This window comes from Nonlabens xylanidelens (assembly GCF_002934445.1).
Taxonomy (GTDB): domain Bacteria; phylum Bacteroidota; class Bacteroidia; order Flavobacteriales; family Flavobacteriaceae; genus Nonlabens; species Nonlabens xylanidelens.
This window is the reverse complement of sequence record NZ_PTJE01000002.1, coordinates 72,529-90,978: the sequence shown is the minus strand read 5'-3', so window position 1 is coordinate 90,978 and position 18,450 is coordinate 72,529. Positions and strand designations below refer to the sequence as shown.

Annotated in this window: 19 protein-coding genes; 10 read left to right on the top strand and 9 right to left on the bottom strand. The window is 32.0% G+C overall.

The annotated features are described in order from the left end of the window. Window positions 1-7 precede the first annotated feature (7 nt). From LY01_RS05460 to LY01_RS05445, 4 genes are all read left to right on the top strand, one after another. A complete protein-coding gene (locus LY01_RS05460) occupies window positions 8-574 on the top strand; it encodes a PsbP-related protein (protein ID WP_104514823.1) in 567 nt (188 codons plus the stop codon). Between the two features lie 422 nt (window positions 575-996). After that, the gene (locus LY01_RS05455; protein WP_104514822.1) at window positions 997-1,560 is read left to right on the top strand and encodes a hypothetical protein; all 564 of its coding nucleotides are present in this window, start codon (window positions 997-999) and stop codon (window positions 1,558-1,560) included. After that, window positions 1,557-2,009 (top strand): hypothetical protein, encoded by a 453-nt coding sequence (locus LY01_RS05450; RefSeq protein WP_104514821.1) that lies wholly within the window; start codon window positions 1,557-1,559, stop codon window positions 2,007-2,009. The genes LY01_RS05455 and LY01_RS05450 overlap by 4 nt, the downstream gene beginning before the upstream one ends. Before the next feature lie 34 nt (window positions 2,010-2,043). Continuing rightward, window positions 2,044-2,670, top strand: a complete 627-nt coding sequence (locus tag LY01_RS05445; protein WP_104514820.1) for a hypothetical protein — start codon at window positions 2,044-2,046, stop codon at window positions 2,668-2,670. Window positions 2,671-2,742: 72 nt separating this feature from the next. Here the strand turns inward: LY01_RS05445 and LY01_RS05440 are convergent, their stop codons facing one another. From LY01_RS05440 to LY01_RS05415, 6 genes are all read right to left on the bottom strand, one after another. After that, the gene (locus LY01_RS05440) at window positions 2,743-3,549 is read right to left on the bottom strand and encodes a type 1 glutamine amidotransferase domain-containing protein (protein ID WP_245890640.1); all 807 of its coding nucleotides are present in this window, start codon (window positions 3,547-3,549) and stop codon (window positions 2,743-2,745) included. Window positions 3,550-3,555: 6 nt separating this feature from the next. After that, window positions 3,556-4,188, bottom strand: a complete 633-nt coding sequence (locus tag LY01_RS05435; RefSeq protein ID WP_104514819.1) for an NAD(P)H-dependent oxidoreductase — start codon at window positions 4,186-4,188, stop codon at window positions 3,556-3,558. 6 nt (window positions 4,189-4,194) lie between these two features. Further along, window positions 4,195-4,659 (bottom strand): MarR family winged helix-turn-helix transcriptional regulator, encoded by a 465-nt coding sequence (locus LY01_RS05430; protein WP_104514818.1) that lies wholly within the window; start codon window positions 4,657-4,659, stop codon window positions 4,195-4,197. A 194-nt stretch (window positions 4,660-4,853) separates the two neighbouring features. Then, window positions 4,854-6,422, bottom strand: a complete 1,569-nt coding sequence (locus tag LY01_RS05425) for a PH domain-containing protein (protein ID WP_104514817.1) — start codon at window positions 6,420-6,422, stop codon at window positions 4,854-4,856. Then, window positions 6,415-6,921 carry a PH domain-containing protein gene (locus tag LY01_RS05420; RefSeq protein WP_104514816.1) on the bottom strand — a complete coding sequence of 169 codons (507 nt, stop codon included), beginning with the start codon at window positions 6,919-6,921 and terminating at the stop codon, window positions 6,415-6,417. The genes LY01_RS05425 and LY01_RS05420 overlap by 8 nt, the downstream gene beginning before the upstream one ends. A gap of 106 nt (window positions 6,922-7,027) precedes the next feature. Then, the gene (locus LY01_RS05415) at window positions 7,028-7,345 is read right to left on the bottom strand and encodes a hypothetical protein (protein ID WP_104514815.1); all 318 of its coding nucleotides are present in this window, start codon (window positions 7,343-7,345) and stop codon (window positions 7,028-7,030) included. 80 nt (window positions 7,346-7,425) lie between these two features. On the opposite strand from LY01_RS05415, the gene LY01_RS15095 reads away from it, so the two are divergent. Continuing rightward, the gene (locus tag LY01_RS15095; protein WP_170034525.1) at window positions 7,426-7,575 is read left to right on the top strand and encodes a hypothetical protein; all 150 of its coding nucleotides are present in this window, start codon (window positions 7,426-7,428) and stop codon (window positions 7,573-7,575) included. Between the two features lie 115 nt (window positions 7,576-7,690). On the opposite strand, the gene LY01_RS05410 is transcribed toward LY01_RS15095, so the two are convergent. Continuing rightward, complete coding sequence (locus LY01_RS05410; RefSeq protein WP_104514814.1) at window positions 7,691-9,139, bottom strand: L-serine ammonia-lyase; 1,449 nt, start codon at window positions 9,137-9,139, stop codon at window positions 7,691-7,693. A 338-nt stretch (window positions 9,140-9,477) separates the two neighbouring features. Between LY01_RS05410 and dnaK the strand changes: the two genes are divergently transcribed. Both dnaK and LY01_RS05400 read left to right on the top strand, forming a co-directional pair. Continuing rightward, window positions 9,478-11,367 (top strand): molecular chaperone DnaK, encoded by a 1,890-nt coding sequence (gene dnaK / locus LY01_RS05405; protein ID WP_104514813.1) that lies wholly within the window; start codon window positions 9,478-9,480, stop codon window positions 11,365-11,367. A 162-nt stretch (window positions 11,368-11,529) separates the two neighbouring features. Beyond that, window positions 11,530-12,960 carry a hypothetical protein gene (locus LY01_RS05400; RefSeq protein ID WP_104514812.1) on the top strand — a complete coding sequence of 477 codons (1,431 nt, stop codon included), beginning with the start codon at window positions 11,530-11,532 and terminating at the stop codon, window positions 12,958-12,960. Window positions 12,961-13,005: 45 nt separating this feature from the next. Here the strand turns inward: LY01_RS05400 and LY01_RS05395 are convergent, their stop codons facing one another. Continuing rightward, entirely contained in the window at window positions 13,006-13,983 is a 978-nt protein-coding gene (locus tag LY01_RS05395) for a polysaccharide lyase family 7 protein (RefSeq protein ID WP_104514811.1), read from the bottom strand. An 89-nt stretch (window positions 13,984-14,072) separates the two neighbouring features. Then, window positions 14,073-14,912: an oxidoreductase gene (locus LY01_RS05390; RefSeq protein ID WP_104514810.1), complete on the bottom strand. Its 840-nt coding sequence runs from the start codon at window positions 14,910-14,912 to the stop codon at window positions 14,073-14,075. A gap of 460 nt (window positions 14,913-15,372) precedes the next feature. On the opposite strand from LY01_RS05390, the gene LY01_RS05385 reads away from it, so the two are divergent. The 3 genes from LY01_RS05385 to LY01_RS05375 all read left to right on the top strand — a co-directional run bounded on the left by LY01_RS05385 (window position 15,373) and on the right by LY01_RS05375 (window position 18,396). Then, window positions 15,373-15,894, top strand: a complete 522-nt coding sequence (locus LY01_RS05385) for a hypothetical protein (RefSeq protein WP_104514809.1) — start codon at window positions 15,373-15,375, stop codon at window positions 15,892-15,894. Between the two features lie 47 nt (window positions 15,895-15,941). Further along, window positions 15,942-16,322, top strand: coding sequence for a DUF6122 family protein (locus LY01_RS05380; RefSeq protein ID WP_104514808.1), 381 nt, complete (start codon window positions 15,942-15,944; stop codon window positions 16,320-16,322). Between the two features lie 229 nt (window positions 16,323-16,551). Beyond that, entirely contained in the window at window positions 16,552-18,396 is a 1,845-nt protein-coding gene (locus LY01_RS05375; RefSeq protein WP_104514807.1) for a hypothetical protein, read from the top strand. Window positions 18,397-18,450: the final 54 nt, after the last annotated feature.

Here is an 18,450-nt window from a genome sequence, read left to right as displayed (position 1 = left end):
CAACCTTATGAAAACTTCTCTGACTTTTTTACTTGCGTTTCTTTTAATAACCTCTTGTAAAAATGCAACCGATACTACAGTAAATATTGAAAACCACGCGACCACTAGTACAGATGACGGTAGTGTAAATAAAAGTAAATATCAAGGTAATGGTTTCTCTTTCAGTTATCCAGAAGACTGGCATGTAACCGATGAAGAGCTTATTGAAGAAGGTATTTATTATATGGCAGTAGAAAAAAAAGGCCTTAATTCTAGCGGACTTATGACTATAGTTTCCTTTGATTACATACTAGACCATGACCTTATGATAGATATGAATATAGAAGAATTAAAATTGAATAGTTTTATAAACAATTTAAATTTTGATCCTATAGAAGACGATGAATTTAGCACTATTAAATCACGTACTTCATCCTTTGAATTTACCACTATGGGTTTAAAACATCAAGGTAAGATTATAGCGTTTACTAATCAAGGTAGTTCTTACGCAATATTAACTCAAGAGGCTTTAGAAGATCATCAAAAGAATTCTCAAGGATTTAGAATTATAGAAAATAGTTTTAACATCGATTAATCTTTATATTACGTCCGTTATAATTATAAAGGCTCTCTGACTGTAATAGGTTAAGAGAGCTTTTATTGTTTTAAAGTTCATAATTTTTAAAAGTGATATTTAAGATTCCGCTTTCGCGAAAGCGAGATATAGAAACACCCTTAGTAACAAGAATATTTAAAATATAACTACTAACATTATAAATGGTTTGGGAAGTAATAATGCTTTCAATTCTGAAAATGAATGAATGAATAGCCGCTAAAAGAAAAGTGAAACACTTATTTATTATACAGATCGCATTGCGATAGAAAAAGAGAATTTTCCAAAGTAAAATATCTGTAAGAATTTTAAATTTTAAAAAAGTCTAGAACTAGTCTTCTATTCTGCCGGCTTCTCTCCTATTTTGCTTTAAATTTGTTTAGAATTTAAACTAAATACAGCTCATGAAGAGACATAAGGCCATTAGATTCTTTATGGTAATAACTGTTTTTATAATGCAGATTACCTTCTTGTTAATGACCTTAAAAGAGAATTATGAATCTAATAATTTTCTAATAGTTACCTCTGTACTTCTTATCGCTCTCACAATATTCTTTGGGTACCGGTATTTAGACTTGCATCATGAAGATCATTCTTATGAAAAAATATCTGTAGTTATTTGGGTTCCCATAGGTGCACTAATTTGTTATTCCCTTAATGTTTATGGAGATTTAGGCAGTGTACTTGCAGCAGGGATTACAGGAACCACAGCATCATTTATACCTGCATTAAACAAAAAATCAGATTACTTAAAAAAATTACCTGCAGCTATTTATTGTGGTGCATTTGTAGGTATGTCCAGTGTAGAAATATCACCATCTGTAGGTTTTATAGTTACTGCTGGTGTACTAACAGGTGTCTTTTTTATGCTTTCTAAGAATCTATTCTTAGGTATAGGTGGCAAACTAGGTTCGATTGCCTTTTTGGGTGTGGTAGTCATATATTTATTAAACTGGTTATCGATATGAATTATGTAATCATAGTACTAGTCGGTATATTAGGATCTGTTCTTACCTATTATGTAAATGAACATTTAAAGCAAGGCGCAGTAAGAGCATCTGCACTGTTAGCATTAATAGTAGGTTTGTTTTTTTATATTTTCCCTGATGTTTTAAATGAATATTTATCAAAGAGTATACCTATAGTTTTTATAGGTACTTCATTTATAGGTATGGTTGCCTCACATTCTAAAGGTAGTTATTTACGTCTCGCTCTTGCCGGTATTCTCTTCAGTGTGATATACATTAATAAAGGAAATTTCTTTAATGGTTATGGTGGTGCATTAGGTACTATTGCTTTTATCGCGTTATTAACAACTATGGCTATTTCAAATGCTTTTTCTAAGAGAAAAAAGGCCAAAAAGAAAATAAAATCTATTAAAGAAAAGGTATTTAAAAAGAATAAAAACTCACAATAAATAGTTCTTTCTAACCTATAAAATTAACAGTATTATGAAAAAAATAGAACCTTTTAAAAACCCAAATGATGCTATTTCTATACTTGATAATGGTGGTCGATTTTATAACATACTCACTAGAGCAGACGACGGTATTATTTCTAAAGCCGAACTAGGAAAAGTTGGTGGGCTTTTTAATGACCAACAACAAATGATTCTATTTTTAGAATTATCACTAGCACAACTGGACAAGACACAAAAAGCAGAAGTACTTTCTAAACTAGATGAGAATCTTAAAGAAACATATTTGAAGTATAAGCCACAGGAATTTCTACCATCACAGGTACAATCTACTGGTATTAAAGCTGAAAACACCATCATTACTGGTATCCCCAAATTAACGGAGTCTAAAAATGATTTTAACGGTTTTATAATGGTACCTATTATGACCGGCAGCGTTACAACGTTTACCATGATTCCTATCATGGACCGATATGATGTGTATGAAATAAGAGATCAAGAATCTGATATTACTTTCTTAATCGCTCATATAAAAGGATCTCAAAAACTACCAGAGAATCGAGTTAAAATAGCTGGTGTTCTAAAAGAATTAAAGGACGATAAAAATCAAGAAATCGCTGAAAAGTTATTTCTAGAATCTGTTTACTACATTGATTTATAGAAAATTTAAGATATAAAAAAAGGGCTTACCTCTTAATAGAAATAAGCCCTTTTTAAATTTATATAAATAGAATTATTTAACCGCAGCAAATAATTTTTCTGCAACTAGTACAGATGATGCAGGGTTTTGACCTGTAATTAAATTACCATCTTGTAATGCATACTCAGACCAGTCATCTCCTTTAGAATAAATACCGCCATTTTCCTGAAGCATATCTTCTACTAAGAAAGGCACTACATCAGTTAATTGTACCGCATCTTCTTCAGAATTTGTAAATCCTGTAACTTTTCTACCTTTAACTAGCGGATTACCATCAGTTCCCTTAACACTTTTCAATGCTGCAGGTGCGTGACATACAAATCCTACTGGTTTATCCTGACTATTAAACGTCTCAATTAAGCTTATAGAAGTTGCATCGTTTGCAAGATCCCATAATGGACCATGTCCACCTGGATAGAATACTGCGTCATAATCAGCAGCATTAACGTCAGTTAATTTGTGTGTTGTATTGATAAGTTTTTGAGCTTCCTCATCCTTATCAAATCTTTCTGTAAACTCAGTAGCAGCATCTGGTGATGCACTAGAAGGGTCGATAGGCGCTTGTCCACCATTAGGTGTAGCAAGAGTAATTTCTACTCCTTTATCTTTTAAAGTATAATATGGTCCTGCAAACTCTTCTACCCAGAAACCGGTTTTCTTTCCTGTATCTCCTAATTTATCGTGCGATGTTAAAACAAATAATACTTTCATCTTATTTTCTTTTTTAATTTTACTATTATTTTCTAATTCAGCTGTTTCAGCCTTATTTTCTTTCTTCTCACTACAACCTAATGATGCAAATAGAACAAAAGCGATAGCTATATTTTTAAACTTCTTCAATTTTCCTTAATCAATTACTGTGACTAATTCCTCTGTACTTCTTCTTACTTTCTCAAGATTAACTAACCAGTCTTCAGACTCGTTTCTGTAACCTATAGGTAGTAATACCGTACTTCTCAATCCTTTTTCTCTCAATCCTAAAATTTCGTCTACAGCATCTGCATCAAAACCTTCCATAGGTGTCGCATCTACTTCTTCAAATGCAGCAGCAATCATAGCGTGCGTAAAAGCAATATAAGCTTGTTTTGCAGCATGGTTAAAACTAACCTCGTCAGCTTGTTGTGGATAAATACCTAACAATTGTTGGCGGTAATTTTCCCAACCTTCATTTTTAAAACCTCTCTTTTCATTAACTAGGTCAAACATGTAGTTGATACGATCTTCTGTATACTTATCCCATGCAGCAAACACTAATAAATCAGAACAATCTGTTACCACAGACTGATTCCATGCGATAGGGCGTATTTTTTCCTTTATCTCTTGACTTTTAATCACAAAAATCTCAAAAGGTTGTAAACCACTAGAAGTAGCTGCTAGTCTAGCTGCTTCTAGAATTCTATCCATTTTGTCCTGTGGTACTTTTTTACCATTCATAGCTTTTGCAGCATATCTCCACTGTAGACGTTCTAATAATTCCATATTAATTTATTTATTTTCTTTATTTTTTTGTTCACTTAAAACTTCTATCCACTCTTCCAGAGTTTCTTTTAAAGTCATAATATCTGGTAATTGCACATTAGTCGTTAGTAACACTTGCAATAATTTATCTGGCACCTCACTGGCGATGGTTTTAAGTTCTTTACCCTTTAATGTCAATTCAATAAGAACACTACGCTCGTCACTTTTAGATCGTTTACGTTCTATTAAATGTGCTGCTTCCATCCTCTTTAATAGAGGAGATACCGTGTTTGTATTGAGATATAATTTTGATGTAATTTCATTTACAGTCACACTATCATTTTCCCAAAGAACGAGTAATACAAGATATTGAGGATAAGTAATCCCCATTCTATCTAAGTACGGTTTGTAAGCCTTAGTCAGTAGTCTCGACACAGAATATATCGGGAAACAAACCTGACTGCTCAATTTCAATTGCTCTTCTTTGTTCATTTTGTAATTTGTGTCGTGCACGATACAAAAGTACTATATGTTTGTAGATACAAATGTTTAATAAATGTGAAAGTTTTGAGAAGATAAAATTAGAAAACACCTCAAATCTAATTACTATTAAAAATGCATATAGGAGTTCCGCTTTCGCGAAAGCGGAATTATAAAAATTATAATCTAAGAAAGGAATTATATATCTACATCCATTTCTGTTCACTGCAAATCACCTGATTGTTAACAGTATTAATCAATGTATTTAATTGATCTTCTTTGAAATAACGCAACCCTCTTGTACCAGCTGCTGTATGTAATTTAAAATGAGCCTCTCTCCTACGTTTAAGAAATACACTGCGCCATTTTTCTACAGCCTGTGTTTTAAAAATAGGTGAGATAATAGTTTTAGGGAAAAGCCATCCTTTTTTAAATACCACAAAATCATCGTCCTTAACAATCTTGCTTTTTTTACCGTACATAAATGCCATACAGATCAATAGAATCATGAATAATAACAAAGGAATGATAGCTAAGTATTGCTCAAAATAAATGGCAGTTCCTACACTAGGTATTATAAAAATGGAGAGTATATAAAAACGTAGCCGCGCATGAGACCATGGATTGCAAATCAACTCAATTTCAGTTTCTTCGACCGGTTGTTTAAATATTAAGTGCTGTAGAACCTTTTGATGTGCCACCGTACATGCAGGAACAGACACATGGCTTAGTTTATCATTAGTAGACTGTGCTTGAAATATTTGTGCCGTTTGAAAACCTAATAATTTTCTCAACGGATTAGAATGAAACTCTAAGATCTGAACTTTACTTAATGGTATTTTGATCTCCTTTTTATTTAATAACCCCATTTCAATTTCTAGATCGGCACCTTTTTTTACCATGCTAAAATTCCAATACTTATTAATTGCTAGTATCAAACTTATAATTACAGAGAAAAACAAAAATGCAACAATGGCAGCAACTGCCAGACCTATACTCGTTCCAGAAATAACATTTTCAAAAGAAAACTGCTCTAACCAGTCGCCAAAATACTCTTCTAGAATCTCCTTAATATTGTACCAACTACCGAATACAACCCCTATGGCTAGGCCTCCACTTTTTAAATGATTTTGTGTTATACCTACTTTGAGAAGATCCATTAAACCTAGTTTAAGAATAGGTGTTTCTATCTGGTCCTTTAGCTTTTTATAGGTTGTTTCTTTTTTAATTGTATTTGCGGTTGTATCGTTAAATTCCGTATTAGATTCTAGATCATTGTCAACAATGGCAGATTCTGTTTCTACATTAAAAACTTCTACTATTTCTTCTTTACGTTCTTGTAATAACTCTTTAAATTGGCTTGCAAATTCTCGATCTAATCCAGGTATCTCTAATTCTTTGGCTTTAGATCCTGCAGTATCGACTTCTAGAGAAACGATACCTAGAATACGTTGCACAACATTTTGTGTGATATTAATGGATTGTATACGTTCTAGAGGTATTGCTTTACGCTCTTTTTGAATAAGTCCTTTTTGTATAATCAACTCGTCACTCTCTAGGTGAAAAGTAAAATAGATATACTTAATTACAGGAGATACTAGTGACATAATCGCTACAAAAGAAATTAATGCGATGATGTACCACGCTTCTTCTCCCATAGACCTAGTACCTATGGCTGCAAATAAGAAATAAAATAAAAGTCCTTTTATACTTTTAAAAAGGTAAAAGGCTATGATCTTCTTACTTTGTCTTTGTGGTGTCGATAAATTAAGCATAGTGCGATAATTTACCTGAGATATACTCCTTTAATTTTGCAGCATCTTCTGGGTCTAGACCACTTATACTTAAATCACTAGAGCTACCACCAGCAGTAAAAATATCCAGTTGACACAATTTAAACATGCGGTCTATAGGACCATGATTGATCTCGGTATGTTGTATTCTATTAAATGGTACCGTAATCTGACTATGAAACAGCCAGCCTTTTTTATAAGTAATATCTTGTTCTCTAAGTACATAACCTCTTACAAAGTATCCTTTATAAGCAAGAAAAATAGTAACAATTAATGCTACTAGCCAAATGCCACCAGTAGTTTTCCATACCCATGGATGTTCACTGGTAGTGAAAAAAGGTATAATTACACCAGCAAGAGATGGTACAAAAAAGAGCAAAGTTGCAATCAGTTTTTTGTTCAAAAACCTTTTAGGGTGTTTTTGAAAATCAGTATCCTCTATGTTAGGCAAGCCAGCGGCTAGAACTTGGTCGTTAGTCATCATACTATATTAGTGGTATAAATGTACTGTTTGTTACGTTTACCATCATAATTAAAGAATACAAAAACGGTAGATTTTAGTTTTATTTACATAAATGGCTCTATAATTATTTAGAAAGTATAAGACTTAATTGCAATCTGCCTCCATCTTTTCCATGGAAATAAGAAACCTGTGAAGTAAAAAGGCCACCATAACTGTTATAAAACTTAGAACTATTTTGATTTTCTATACCTACCTGGCCTATATCATAACCTATATATGGCGTTATAAATATAGGTAACAACCTCGTTTTAATTGGTTTTAAAGAATCTAGCTGGAATTTTTCCGCTTTCGCGAAAGCGGAACCGCCATAAACCTCTTCTACATTTCCACCTTTTACCTGATAGAAAAATACTTGAGAAGGTTTATCCTTAAATACTCGCAACTATTTGTAACCATTAGCACCGATACTTAAAACTCCTTTATCACCTAATATTAAGGTATATAGACTTTATATCGTCAATTATGACTTTAAAATCTCCATTAGGAGAAGATTTTGAATATAAATTCCCTAATAGAAAGAAACTTCTGTATTCAGAATCTGTAGTAGTAATTGCTGTTTTTTCTACGTTTACTATTTGTAAAAATTTTATACCACAAGTACAAACTCTATAGAAATGTTAAATGGTTGTTTTTTGATCATATAATTTAAGTGTTTTTCAAAAGGATCAACAAACAATTTGTATAATTATCAGCTTTATTATAAAATCTATATAAACAAAAAGCGATTTTAACAATCAGATAGTGCCACATTCACTGCCAGACCACCTTCACTAGTTTCTTTATACTTAGTATTCATATCTAGAGCAGTTTGCCACATGGTATCTATCACTTTGTCTAGCGGTACTTTAGCATTTTTAGCATCTGCATCGAGAGCCATTTCACAAGCATTAATTGCTTTAATTGCTCCCATGGCATTACGTTCTATACAAGGTATTTGAACTAATCCACCTATAGGATCACAAGTAAGACCTAAATGATGTTCCATAGCTATTTCACTAGCCATAAGTACTTGTGCTGGCGAGCCACCCATAAGCTCAGTTAACGCACCTGCAGCCATGGCGCTACTCACACCTATTTCTGCCTGGCAACCACCCATAGCAGCACTTATGGTCGCTCCTTTTTTAAACAACGCTCCTATTTCTCCTGCGACTAATAAGAATTTCTTTACGTCGTTAAAATCTGCATCGTGATTTTCTATGGTCATGTAATACATGATTACAGCAGGTATAACACCGGCACTACCATTAGTAGGAGCAGTTACCACACGACCTAAAGATGCATTTACTTCATTTACAGCTAGTGCAAAACAAGAAACCCATTTTAAAATTTCTCTAAATTTAACCTCAGTATTACGTATAGCTTCTATCCATTCTTCTTTATTAGAATACGGTTTTCCTTTCTGTAATCGATCATGGGTGTCATATGCTCTTCTTCTCACATTAAGACCACCTGGTAAAACACCTTCTGTATGACAACCTGTGTACATGGAATCGAGCATCACGTCCCAAATTTCTTTAAGTCTTTGATCGATGTCTACTGGATCGTGTAGGTATTCTTCGTTTTCAAGAACTATTTGAGAAACAGATTTGTTTTCTCGCTCGCAATATGCTAGTAATTCTGTCGCCTTAGAAATAGGTCTAGGAAAACATTCAAAAAGGGCTACTTTACGAGCAGATCTTTTACGTTCTTTTTGAACAAAGAAACCACCACCTATACTATAGTAAGTTTCAAAAACGACTTTGCCGGTATTTAAGGTAGCCTTAAATCTAAAGCCGTTGGGATGATATGGTAAAAATTTACGGTGAAAATGTATTTGAGTCTTAGGATCAAAATTAATTAAGTGCACACCGTCCAGTTGCAATAATTTTTGATTTGTAATATAATCTACTATTTGTGGTATCTCATCTATGTCACAAGTTTGAGGGTCTGCATTTGTTAATCCTAAAATACAAGCTAGGTCAGTAGCATGACCTTTACCAGTAAGAGATAGAGAACCGTACAAGTCTACTTCTATTTCTTTAACTAGATGCAATCTATTTTTATCCTTCAGTTTTCCTAAAAAGTTACGTGCCGCTCTCCATGGTCCTAGCGTGTGAGAACTGGAAGGTCCTACACCTATTTTGAGCATATCAAATACACTTATAGCTTCTATTTTTACTGGGGTACTTTGTGACATTCTTTTTCCAAATTTGCTGGGTAAAAGTAAACATAATGTAGGTTATAGACACTTTAATTATTAAATAGTGATTACAACACTTTAAAATTAATAATTCATCAGTACGACTGCCATTGTAAGACAGTATTTTACTGCCATATTTAGCTCAATAAATAAGGAGAACTTTGGTTTTGTCCGCTTTCGCGAAAGCGTAACACACATACCACATTTTATAAAACATAAATTAAATCAATATGTCATACAGAAATGACATCATGTCACTACTTATGTCATGGCACAAACATTGACTTAAGGAAAGCATAATAAAAATTGAAACTAAAAATTAAAATACATTTATAATGAGTAAAATAATAGGAATAGACTTAGGTACAACTAACAGTTGTGTATCCGTAATGGAAGGAAGCGAGCCTGTAGTAATACCTAATGCAGAAGGAAAAAGAACAACTCCATCTGTAATCGCCTTTGTAGAAGGTGGTGAAATTAAAGTAGGAGATCCTGCAAAAAGACAAGCAGTAACTAACCCAACTAAAACGGTTGCATCTATCAAGCGTTTTATGGGTAACAAATTCAGTGAATCTTCTAAAGAAACTGGATATGTACCTTACTCTGTAGTAAAAGGAGACAATGATACACCACGTGTTGATATCGATGGTCGTCTTTATACTCCACAAGAATTAAGTGCAATGATTCTTCAAAAAATGAAGAAAACTGCTGAAGATTATTTAGGACAAGAAGTAACTGGAGCAGTAATTACTGTACCTGCATACTTTAACGATTCTCAACGTCAGGCAACTAAAGAAGCTGGTGAGATCGCTGGTCTTAAAGTTGAGCGTATTATTAATGAGCCTACTGCTGCGGCACTAGCTTATGGATTAGATAAAAAAGATACAGATCAAAAAATCGTAGTATTTGATTTTGGTGGTGGTACACATGATGTATCTATCCTAGAATTAGGTGACGGTGTATTTGAAGTACTTGCTACAGATGGTGATACTCACCTAGGTGGTGATGATGTTGATCAAAAAATCATTAACTGGTTAGCTGACGATTTTAACGCTGCTGAAGGTATTGATTTACGTCAGGACCCAATGGCTTTACAACGTCTTAAAGAAGCTGCAGAAAAAGCTAAAATTGAGCTTTCTTCTAGTGCACAAACTGAGGTTAACTTACCTTATGTAACTGCTACTGCTTCAGGACCTAAGCACCTTGTGAAAACTCTTACAAAGTCTGCTTTTGAGCAATTAATTTCTGACTTAGTAAAAAGAACTATCGAGCCATGTAAAACTGCATTGAAAAACGCAGGTCTTTCTACAGGTGATATCGATGAGATTATTCTTGTAGGTGGTTCTACTCGTATTCCTGCTGTGCAAGAAGCTGTAGAGAAATTTTTCGGTAAGAAGCCATCAAAAGGAGTAAATCCTGATGAAGTTGTTGCTGTAGGTGCTGCTATCCAAGGTGGTGTATTAACTGGTGATGTAAAAGACGTTCTTTTACTTGATGTTACTCCACTTTCTTTAGGTATCGAGACTATGGGTGGTGTTATGACTAAATTAATTGAGTCTAACACAACTATCCCAACTAAAAAATCTCAGGTATTCTCTACTGCTGCAGATAATCAACCAAGTGTTGAGATTCACGTAATCCAAGGTGAGCGTGCTATGGCAAACGATAACAATACTATCGGTAGATTCCACTTATCTGATATCGCACCAGCGAGAAGAGGTACTCCACAAATTGAAGTAACCTTTGACATCGATGCAAACGGTATTATTAAAGTAAGTGCTGAAGATAAAGCAACTGGTAAGAAACAAGATATCCGTATCGAGGCTTCTTCTGGACTGTCTGAAGAAGAAATCGAGAAAATGAAGCAAGATGCTGCTGCAAATGCTGATGCTGATGCAAAAGCAAAAGAAACAGCTGACAAACTTAACGCTGCAGATCAATTGATTTTCCAAACGGAAACTCAACTTGAGGAATTTGGTGAGAAGATTCCAGCTGATAAAAAAGCTCCAATTGAAGAAGCTCTTAACGAATTAAAAGTAGCTTTTGAAACTAAAGAACTTACTGTAATTGATCCTGCTATGGAAAAATTAAACCAAGTTTGGGCTGGTGTTAGTGAAGAAATGGCTAAAGCGCAACAAGAAGGTGGACAACCTGCAGGTGACGCTGGCGCAGCTGCTGATGACACTAGTGATGTAGAAGACGTAGACTTTGAAGAAGTAAAGTAAGCAATGCTTATTTAGTTTACAGTCGCAGTGACAGTAAACAGTTAATATTTAAAATCCCTAAACCAACGGTTTAGGGATTTTTTTATTTAAATTAGTTAAAAGTATCTATAGCTGTGTAGAATAGTTTGATTCTAATTTTTATTGTAAATTGTAAAAAAACAAATGAAATTCAAGTTTTTCTTCCTGTTCTGTTTTCTTGCTATCAAAATATCTTTTTCACAAGATTTGAAGGAATACCAATCTATAGAAAATTTAAAATCGACAGATTTAAAAATGTATAATTTACTGGTTGAAGGTATCTATAATAAAACCAGAGATACTTTAAGTACTCATATCTTTCCTTTATTTAAAAAAGTTGTCACTGATGAAGATGTATCTATTAGCACTATTGCCTATTTAAAGCCACGATCTAGTTGGAAACGAGTCTATGAAATAAAAGATTCCCAGATCTATTGTTATTCTATAAAATTTGTAAACAAAAAGGTAGTAAAAGAAAATTTGGAAGATCTAGAAAACTACGTTATTCTTGATCCTACTCCTAGCAAATCTGACTATCCACCTAGATATACATTGATGGTAAAAGATGATGGTTACAGTAAAAAAAATAATGGATATGTTGTTTATCGAATTGTAAATGAGAAACCATTTTACCATGAACTTTATGATAAAGTAAAATTGACTTATAATAAAGTTAGAGAAAACTTGGTAGACATCTCACTTTATAAAAACATAGTTTATGATAAAGTTCAATTTATAAACAAGAATATTGTCATTCTTAAAAATCAAAACAAGGTAGGCATTATCAATAGCTCCAATGATACTTTGGTCCCCTTTGACTTCAAAAAAGTGACAATGTTTAATAATTGTATAGTTGCTGAAAAAGAGAACTCTAAAAAATCAATGTTTGATAATAATTTTAAACTAGTTGGAGAATTTGAAGGGTTGGAGATTTTTAATCCATCGAATTATGTACAACGATACGTTGATGGGTTTTTAACAATTAATAATCAACTTAGAAGTTATTATTCCTTTAGTAATTATAAAAAAATGACCGGAGACTACTCTGAAATTATAGGAGCAAATAAAACTTTTACGGTAGGAATAAAGGATAATAAATCTACTTTAATAAATCTTAATACTTGGAAAGAAACCACGTTTGATTCCATCAATATTCCTCAATCACAAACTTTTAAGGAAGATGAGTTAATAATTCAAAACAAGTTTGGTGAAAAATGGGGAGTTTTGCGAATAACTGATAAAATTGAAACTATTCTAGAACCTAAATATGAATCAATTTGTCAAAATGTAGTATTGGACGTAGACACTAATTATAGAGAGGTAAGATACATTGTAAACAAAAAGGATAAATATGCTTTGTATGACTCAAAGTTAGGCTGGTTAACAGAATTTGAGTTTAAAAACATCTCTTTTCTCAACAATCATTACCTAATGAGAAAAGGAAAAAAAATATTATTATTTGATGCTAATGGTACCTTAATGACAAAAACCAAATATGATAAAATTGAATTAAATGATGACAAACAATTTATAGGTTACAAGAAAAGTAAATATGAAATAATTGAAACTAAATGATATTCAAAACGTAACGTATTCCTTAAAATTGATCAATTAAATTAATTAATGATTCGCCTCTAACTTATAAAAAGTAGCCTGCTCATAGTCAGAAGAGCTCAATACTTTTTTATTTGCAGAATAGATACCTGCTTTAAAGTACAACCAGTCATTTGCAAAACCGCTTGTAGACATGTCTATTTCTTTAGAAGATATGTTTTTACCACTTTCATCAAAAAGATCTACTTTTAACAGATTACCTTTTACCTCTATTCTATAAGAAAACTCTTCGTTAAGAGCAATTCCATTACTAGGGCTACTAGAACCGTTGTATTTTCCAGCGGTACTTCCTTTTTCACTCACATAATTGCCTAACATATTTTCATAAATATCTGGTCTATTACGTGGTTCATGGGCAAAATAAATAGCTCCTTTTCTATGATCTGGCTGTTTGTGATAATATAGACGGATAGGCTCGTCATCACTGGCATGAATTTGTCCTATGATAATCCTACCCACTTGATCTGGACTACCAGAAGTTTCTGTAACTCTATTGATTTTTAAAGTAGCTCTTAAAACACCATCTACAGCTCCAGCTATTTCTTGATTTTCTTTGGTAGAAGAACTAAAAACCCAATTATTTGAATTAATACCTTTGGTATCGATACTAGAATTTTTTCCACGCAACATCTCGCGTAATTCCACTCTAGAATAAGTAGAATTTACCGTTGTCCCTGCTCCTTTAGGATAATTTTTAAAGACCATACCACCATCTTTAGAGTCTGTATAGAATTGATTATCTAATGTAAATCCATTATTAATTTCTTCTACGTTTTTCTCTTCTCCTGATGATAAAGTAATTTTCCAATGAGATAAATCAAAGTTTTCTGAAGGAGTGAGATTTGGATTTAAATTGTAAGATGCTGTTGTGCTTTCATTATTGTTCACTGAACTTTTTCCAGTAGAACATCCATAAATCAATGCCGCACAAAAGCTAATAGATATACAGTTGATTATATATTTTCTATTAAAAAGAGACATCATAAAAGAAGAATTAATTAAAGTATTACAATTGTAAACAAAAAAACCGCCTCTTAGGCGGTTTTTATATGATATAAATGAATTACATAAACTTATTCAAAATCACATGGCTTACCTAAATCTTCAAATTTAGCTAGCTCTTCGATTAATCCGTTGTTTACTTTTCCAAAAACTTCATAAGCTATTTTACCTAATGGTAAATGCACTGGAGCCTCTTCTAGTTGTGCTAGTTTATAGATCGCGTTTGCAGCTTTTGCAGGATCACCAGGCTGGTTACCGCTTAATTCTTGTAAACTTCTGATACGCTCACCTACTGTGCTTTCGTAATCTTCGATTTTTGTATTATCATAAGCTGCAGAACTTCCTGCCCACTCTGTTCTAAATGGACCTGGCTCTACGTTTGTTACTTTGATGTTAAGTGGCTTTAATTCTGCTGCAAGCGCCTCTCCTATTCCTTCTAGTGCAAATTTAGAACCGTTGTAGATACCTAAACCTTGAGAACCTATACGTCCTGCAATAGAAGTAACGTTAATAATATGACCAGAACGTTGTTTACGCATAGCCGGTAATATTTCTCTAATAGTAGTTAATACACCAAAAACGTTAACTTCAAATTGTCTTCTTACTTCTTCGTCAGAAATTTCTTCGATACTACCCATAATACCATAACCAGCATTATTTACAACAACATCGATCTTACCAAATTTATCAAGTATAGTTTTAACACCGTCCACGATCATTTGTGTAGAAGCTACATCTACAAGTACACCAAAAGAGTTACCTGGATTTTCATTATTAAAAGCTTCAACTTGTTCTTGCTTTCTAAAAGTCCCTACTACTATTTGTCCTTGTGATAATACTTCTTTAGCTAATTGTTTACCTAACCCTGATGATACACCAGTAATAAACCATACTTTTTTCTCTGTACTCATAAATTTATTTTAATGAAATAATGAAAACTATACATTCTCTATCTGCAAATTTACTAAAACATAATCTGAAAATCTGGTTGTTCTTACCCTTTTAAAGTTAACATAATCTTTAAAATAGATGGTTTAAATTATTTGTCCCTTTTTTGAATTATAATACACTTTGAAAACCATCCCATTATCCACAAGAGAAAAGAAATCTATCTATTTCAACAATTTTCAGTGTAAATTTAAAGTGTAAACAGAAAATATTAATTTTAAAGCTATTATTCACGACTTCGTTATAAATAAGTAAACTAATACTAATGAGTTACTTTAAATAATCATCCATAAGCTATCACTAACTACACTAGTTTTATTAAAATTTGAATTCTACTACCTATTCAAAAAACGATATTATACCCATTTAAAATGATAGTATGTATATCTTTGAAACTGTAATAGATTATTCTAAGCATAGCACATGAACAAATTAACAGCCACACTACTCCTTTTTCTTTTTTTTCAATTAAGTATTGCTCAAAATGAGACCATTACTGCGATGAAAGCGCAAATGGAAGAAATGACAAAACAAATTGCCAAAAAAAATGCTTTTACATATACCATCTTTAAAGAACATATGGTAGCCATAGAACTATTAAGAAAAGCTGCCGATGCTCCAGAGTTACGCATGTCAGATAAAAATAAGGCCATAGTAAAATCACTAAAAAGAGAAGGCTATAACAAATTACTTAAAGAAGATTATGACGCTATAATCACTAGCGCAAAATCATATAACATCAATTGGAAAAAAGTTAAATACGTAGAGTTACTCTATAAATCAAAAACTGTTTTTAAACTAGGCCAGCCAGGTTTTGAGGGATTATTAGTATTGGAAGATAAGACTCAAAAAGACATCCTTTTCACCCTAAGAGTAGATTTTATCATGCTAGGTACAGATCCATACGTTCTAGAAATGGACGATCTTAAGAAAGAATTAAAGTAAATACTTATAACTAAGTACTACCTTAAGTTATCCATACATCTATCTTAATGCAAACCTTTGTCCATTACTTTTTACACATCTTCTTTCCACTAGCCATAGCTATTGTGTTTTTTAAAAAAGAATGGAAAAAAACCTATATAATTCTACTAGCCACTATGTTAGTAGATCTAGACCATTTGCTAGCCTCACCAGTATTTGAAGCCCACAGATGCAGTATTAACTACCATCCACTACACTCCTATTATGCCATTTTAATTTACATAGGCTTACTTTTTTTCAAGAAACCATTTAAAATCATAGGTATAGGATTATTATTTCACATGGTGACAGATTTAATAGATTGCCTTTTCATGTATAACCATTGTGCAGACTGTATGGCAGCATCACCAGCAATAGAGCTTTTAAAAGGCATCTCTAGCTGGTTATAAATTATTTTCTATTGTCTGTTCCGCTTTCGCGAAAGCGGAATTTAAATCTAACAACATGAGATTATCACACCATATAGAACGCACTTATTCCGTAATTTAAGATAGTATAACAATTTTATTTTTACCGTATTACGGGAATCCGTAACCTAAATATTTACATTTTACTTAGTATTGATTTATTGTTTTTCAATTATTGATAAACCAAAAACCTATTTAATAAATTGATATTATGAAATTAGAAAAAATCTTAGATAAACTTGGTTCCATAGAAAAGAATTCATTTATAAAAATAATAGATAACATTATATCAAAATCACCTAAGAACGCTAAACAAATTGATAGAATATTAAGTTCCTCAGATAAGGGATTGAAATCAGTGGACAATCAAAATATTTCTAAAATTTTTGCTTTAACTGAAATGGAGTTTCAAGATCATATCAAAAGTGAATTTCAAGAGATAACCTCACAATTAGATATTTTAATAGATATAATTATAAGAGACGGTAATTGTATCATGAAACAAGACTGGTTATCTAGGTTATATGACACAGAAGTAAAACACTTAAAAAGTAAAATTAAATCTCTTAATGCTGATTTTGAAAATGATAAATCTGAATTAAGTAACTTTAGAAAACGTGATTATAAAATTTATAAATCTTGTTTAAAAACAGCTTATCATAATGATATAGAGAATAATCGAGATGCAAAAATAACATCAGATGAGTTGTCGATTATGATTACTCTATCTGAACAATTAGGTTTATCTCAAGAAGAAGTAAAGCTTATTAATTATTCTATCTTACCAATTAAGAAAATTGATATTCAAGACATTATAAAGGGCCTGAAAAATATAGGTGTTATCTTTTATTCTAATAAAGAAAATACGATTTACGTAGCTGATGAAATGGTTAGAATGTTACGAGGAGTCAGAAAAAAAGAAGTTGCTGAAAAATTTTATAGAAGAACTCTTAAACTATTACGAGAACCTATAATTAATCAGATAGGTAGAGAACATAACATAGACAGAAAACTCTCCTACTCTCAGAAAATTGAGGAAATAATAAAAGAAGGTGTTTCTTTTACTAGTTTATTATTAGAACACATTTACAAACAAGGAAGCACTTTAACTGAGAGAAAGAAAACTTTAAATGAACTTTGTGAAAAGGGTTTGAATATTCCTAACTTAAAAGGTAGTACTCTAGATGATAAAATCCAGAGCCTTATACATCATTTTGAAAACGTAGAACGAGATGAAAAGGTTGGTATATCATTAGATGGTTTTGATAAAATGCTAACTGAATTGAACATATCACTACCTAAACTTAACAAGGATATCAGAGAACAATTTGAGCTTCAAGATGAATATGTTCTAAAGGCAGATTTTTTACTAGACTACAACATAAAGCCAAGAGATATTTTAGATCTAATCAATAAGTCTGATTTAACAAAGTTCATTAAAGAAAATGGAATTAAACAACGCGGTGATGATATATTAAATATTCTTGAACACTATAAAGATGTTGAAAATTTATTTTTAGAAAATTTTGAAAACGTAGCCTACAGAAATCTTAACTTACTTAAGGATAATGGTATAACGATCAAAGAAAGTGAACTAGGTATTAAGTTTGAAGAATTAACTAAAACAATTTTACATAGCATAGGTTTTAATGTAGATGAAACTTTAAAAAATAGTTTGAATACTAAAAAAGACATGATGGATATCTTGTTGAATTTAGGTAATAAAGAAATTATTATAGTTGAATGTAAGACCAGTAAAGAAAAAGGGTACAATAAATTCAGTACGGTTTCTAGACAGCTAAAATCTTATCAAAATCTAGCTCTAAAAAATGAATTGAGGATAGTTAAAATACTACTCATAGCTCCAGAATTTAGTGATGATTTTGTTACTGATTGTGAGATGGATACAGAAATGAATCTTTCTTTAATAACCGCATCAACCCTTTCTAATATTGCAGATGCTTTCAAAAGTTCTAAATACAATGAATTCCCTCATGTATTGTTTAGAGATATTGTTATTAATGAAGATAGAATATTGAAAGCATTAAGCAAATAATCCTACACTTTTAAAAACAGCAACAAGTCATAAAATTCAATTCTTTTATTTCAC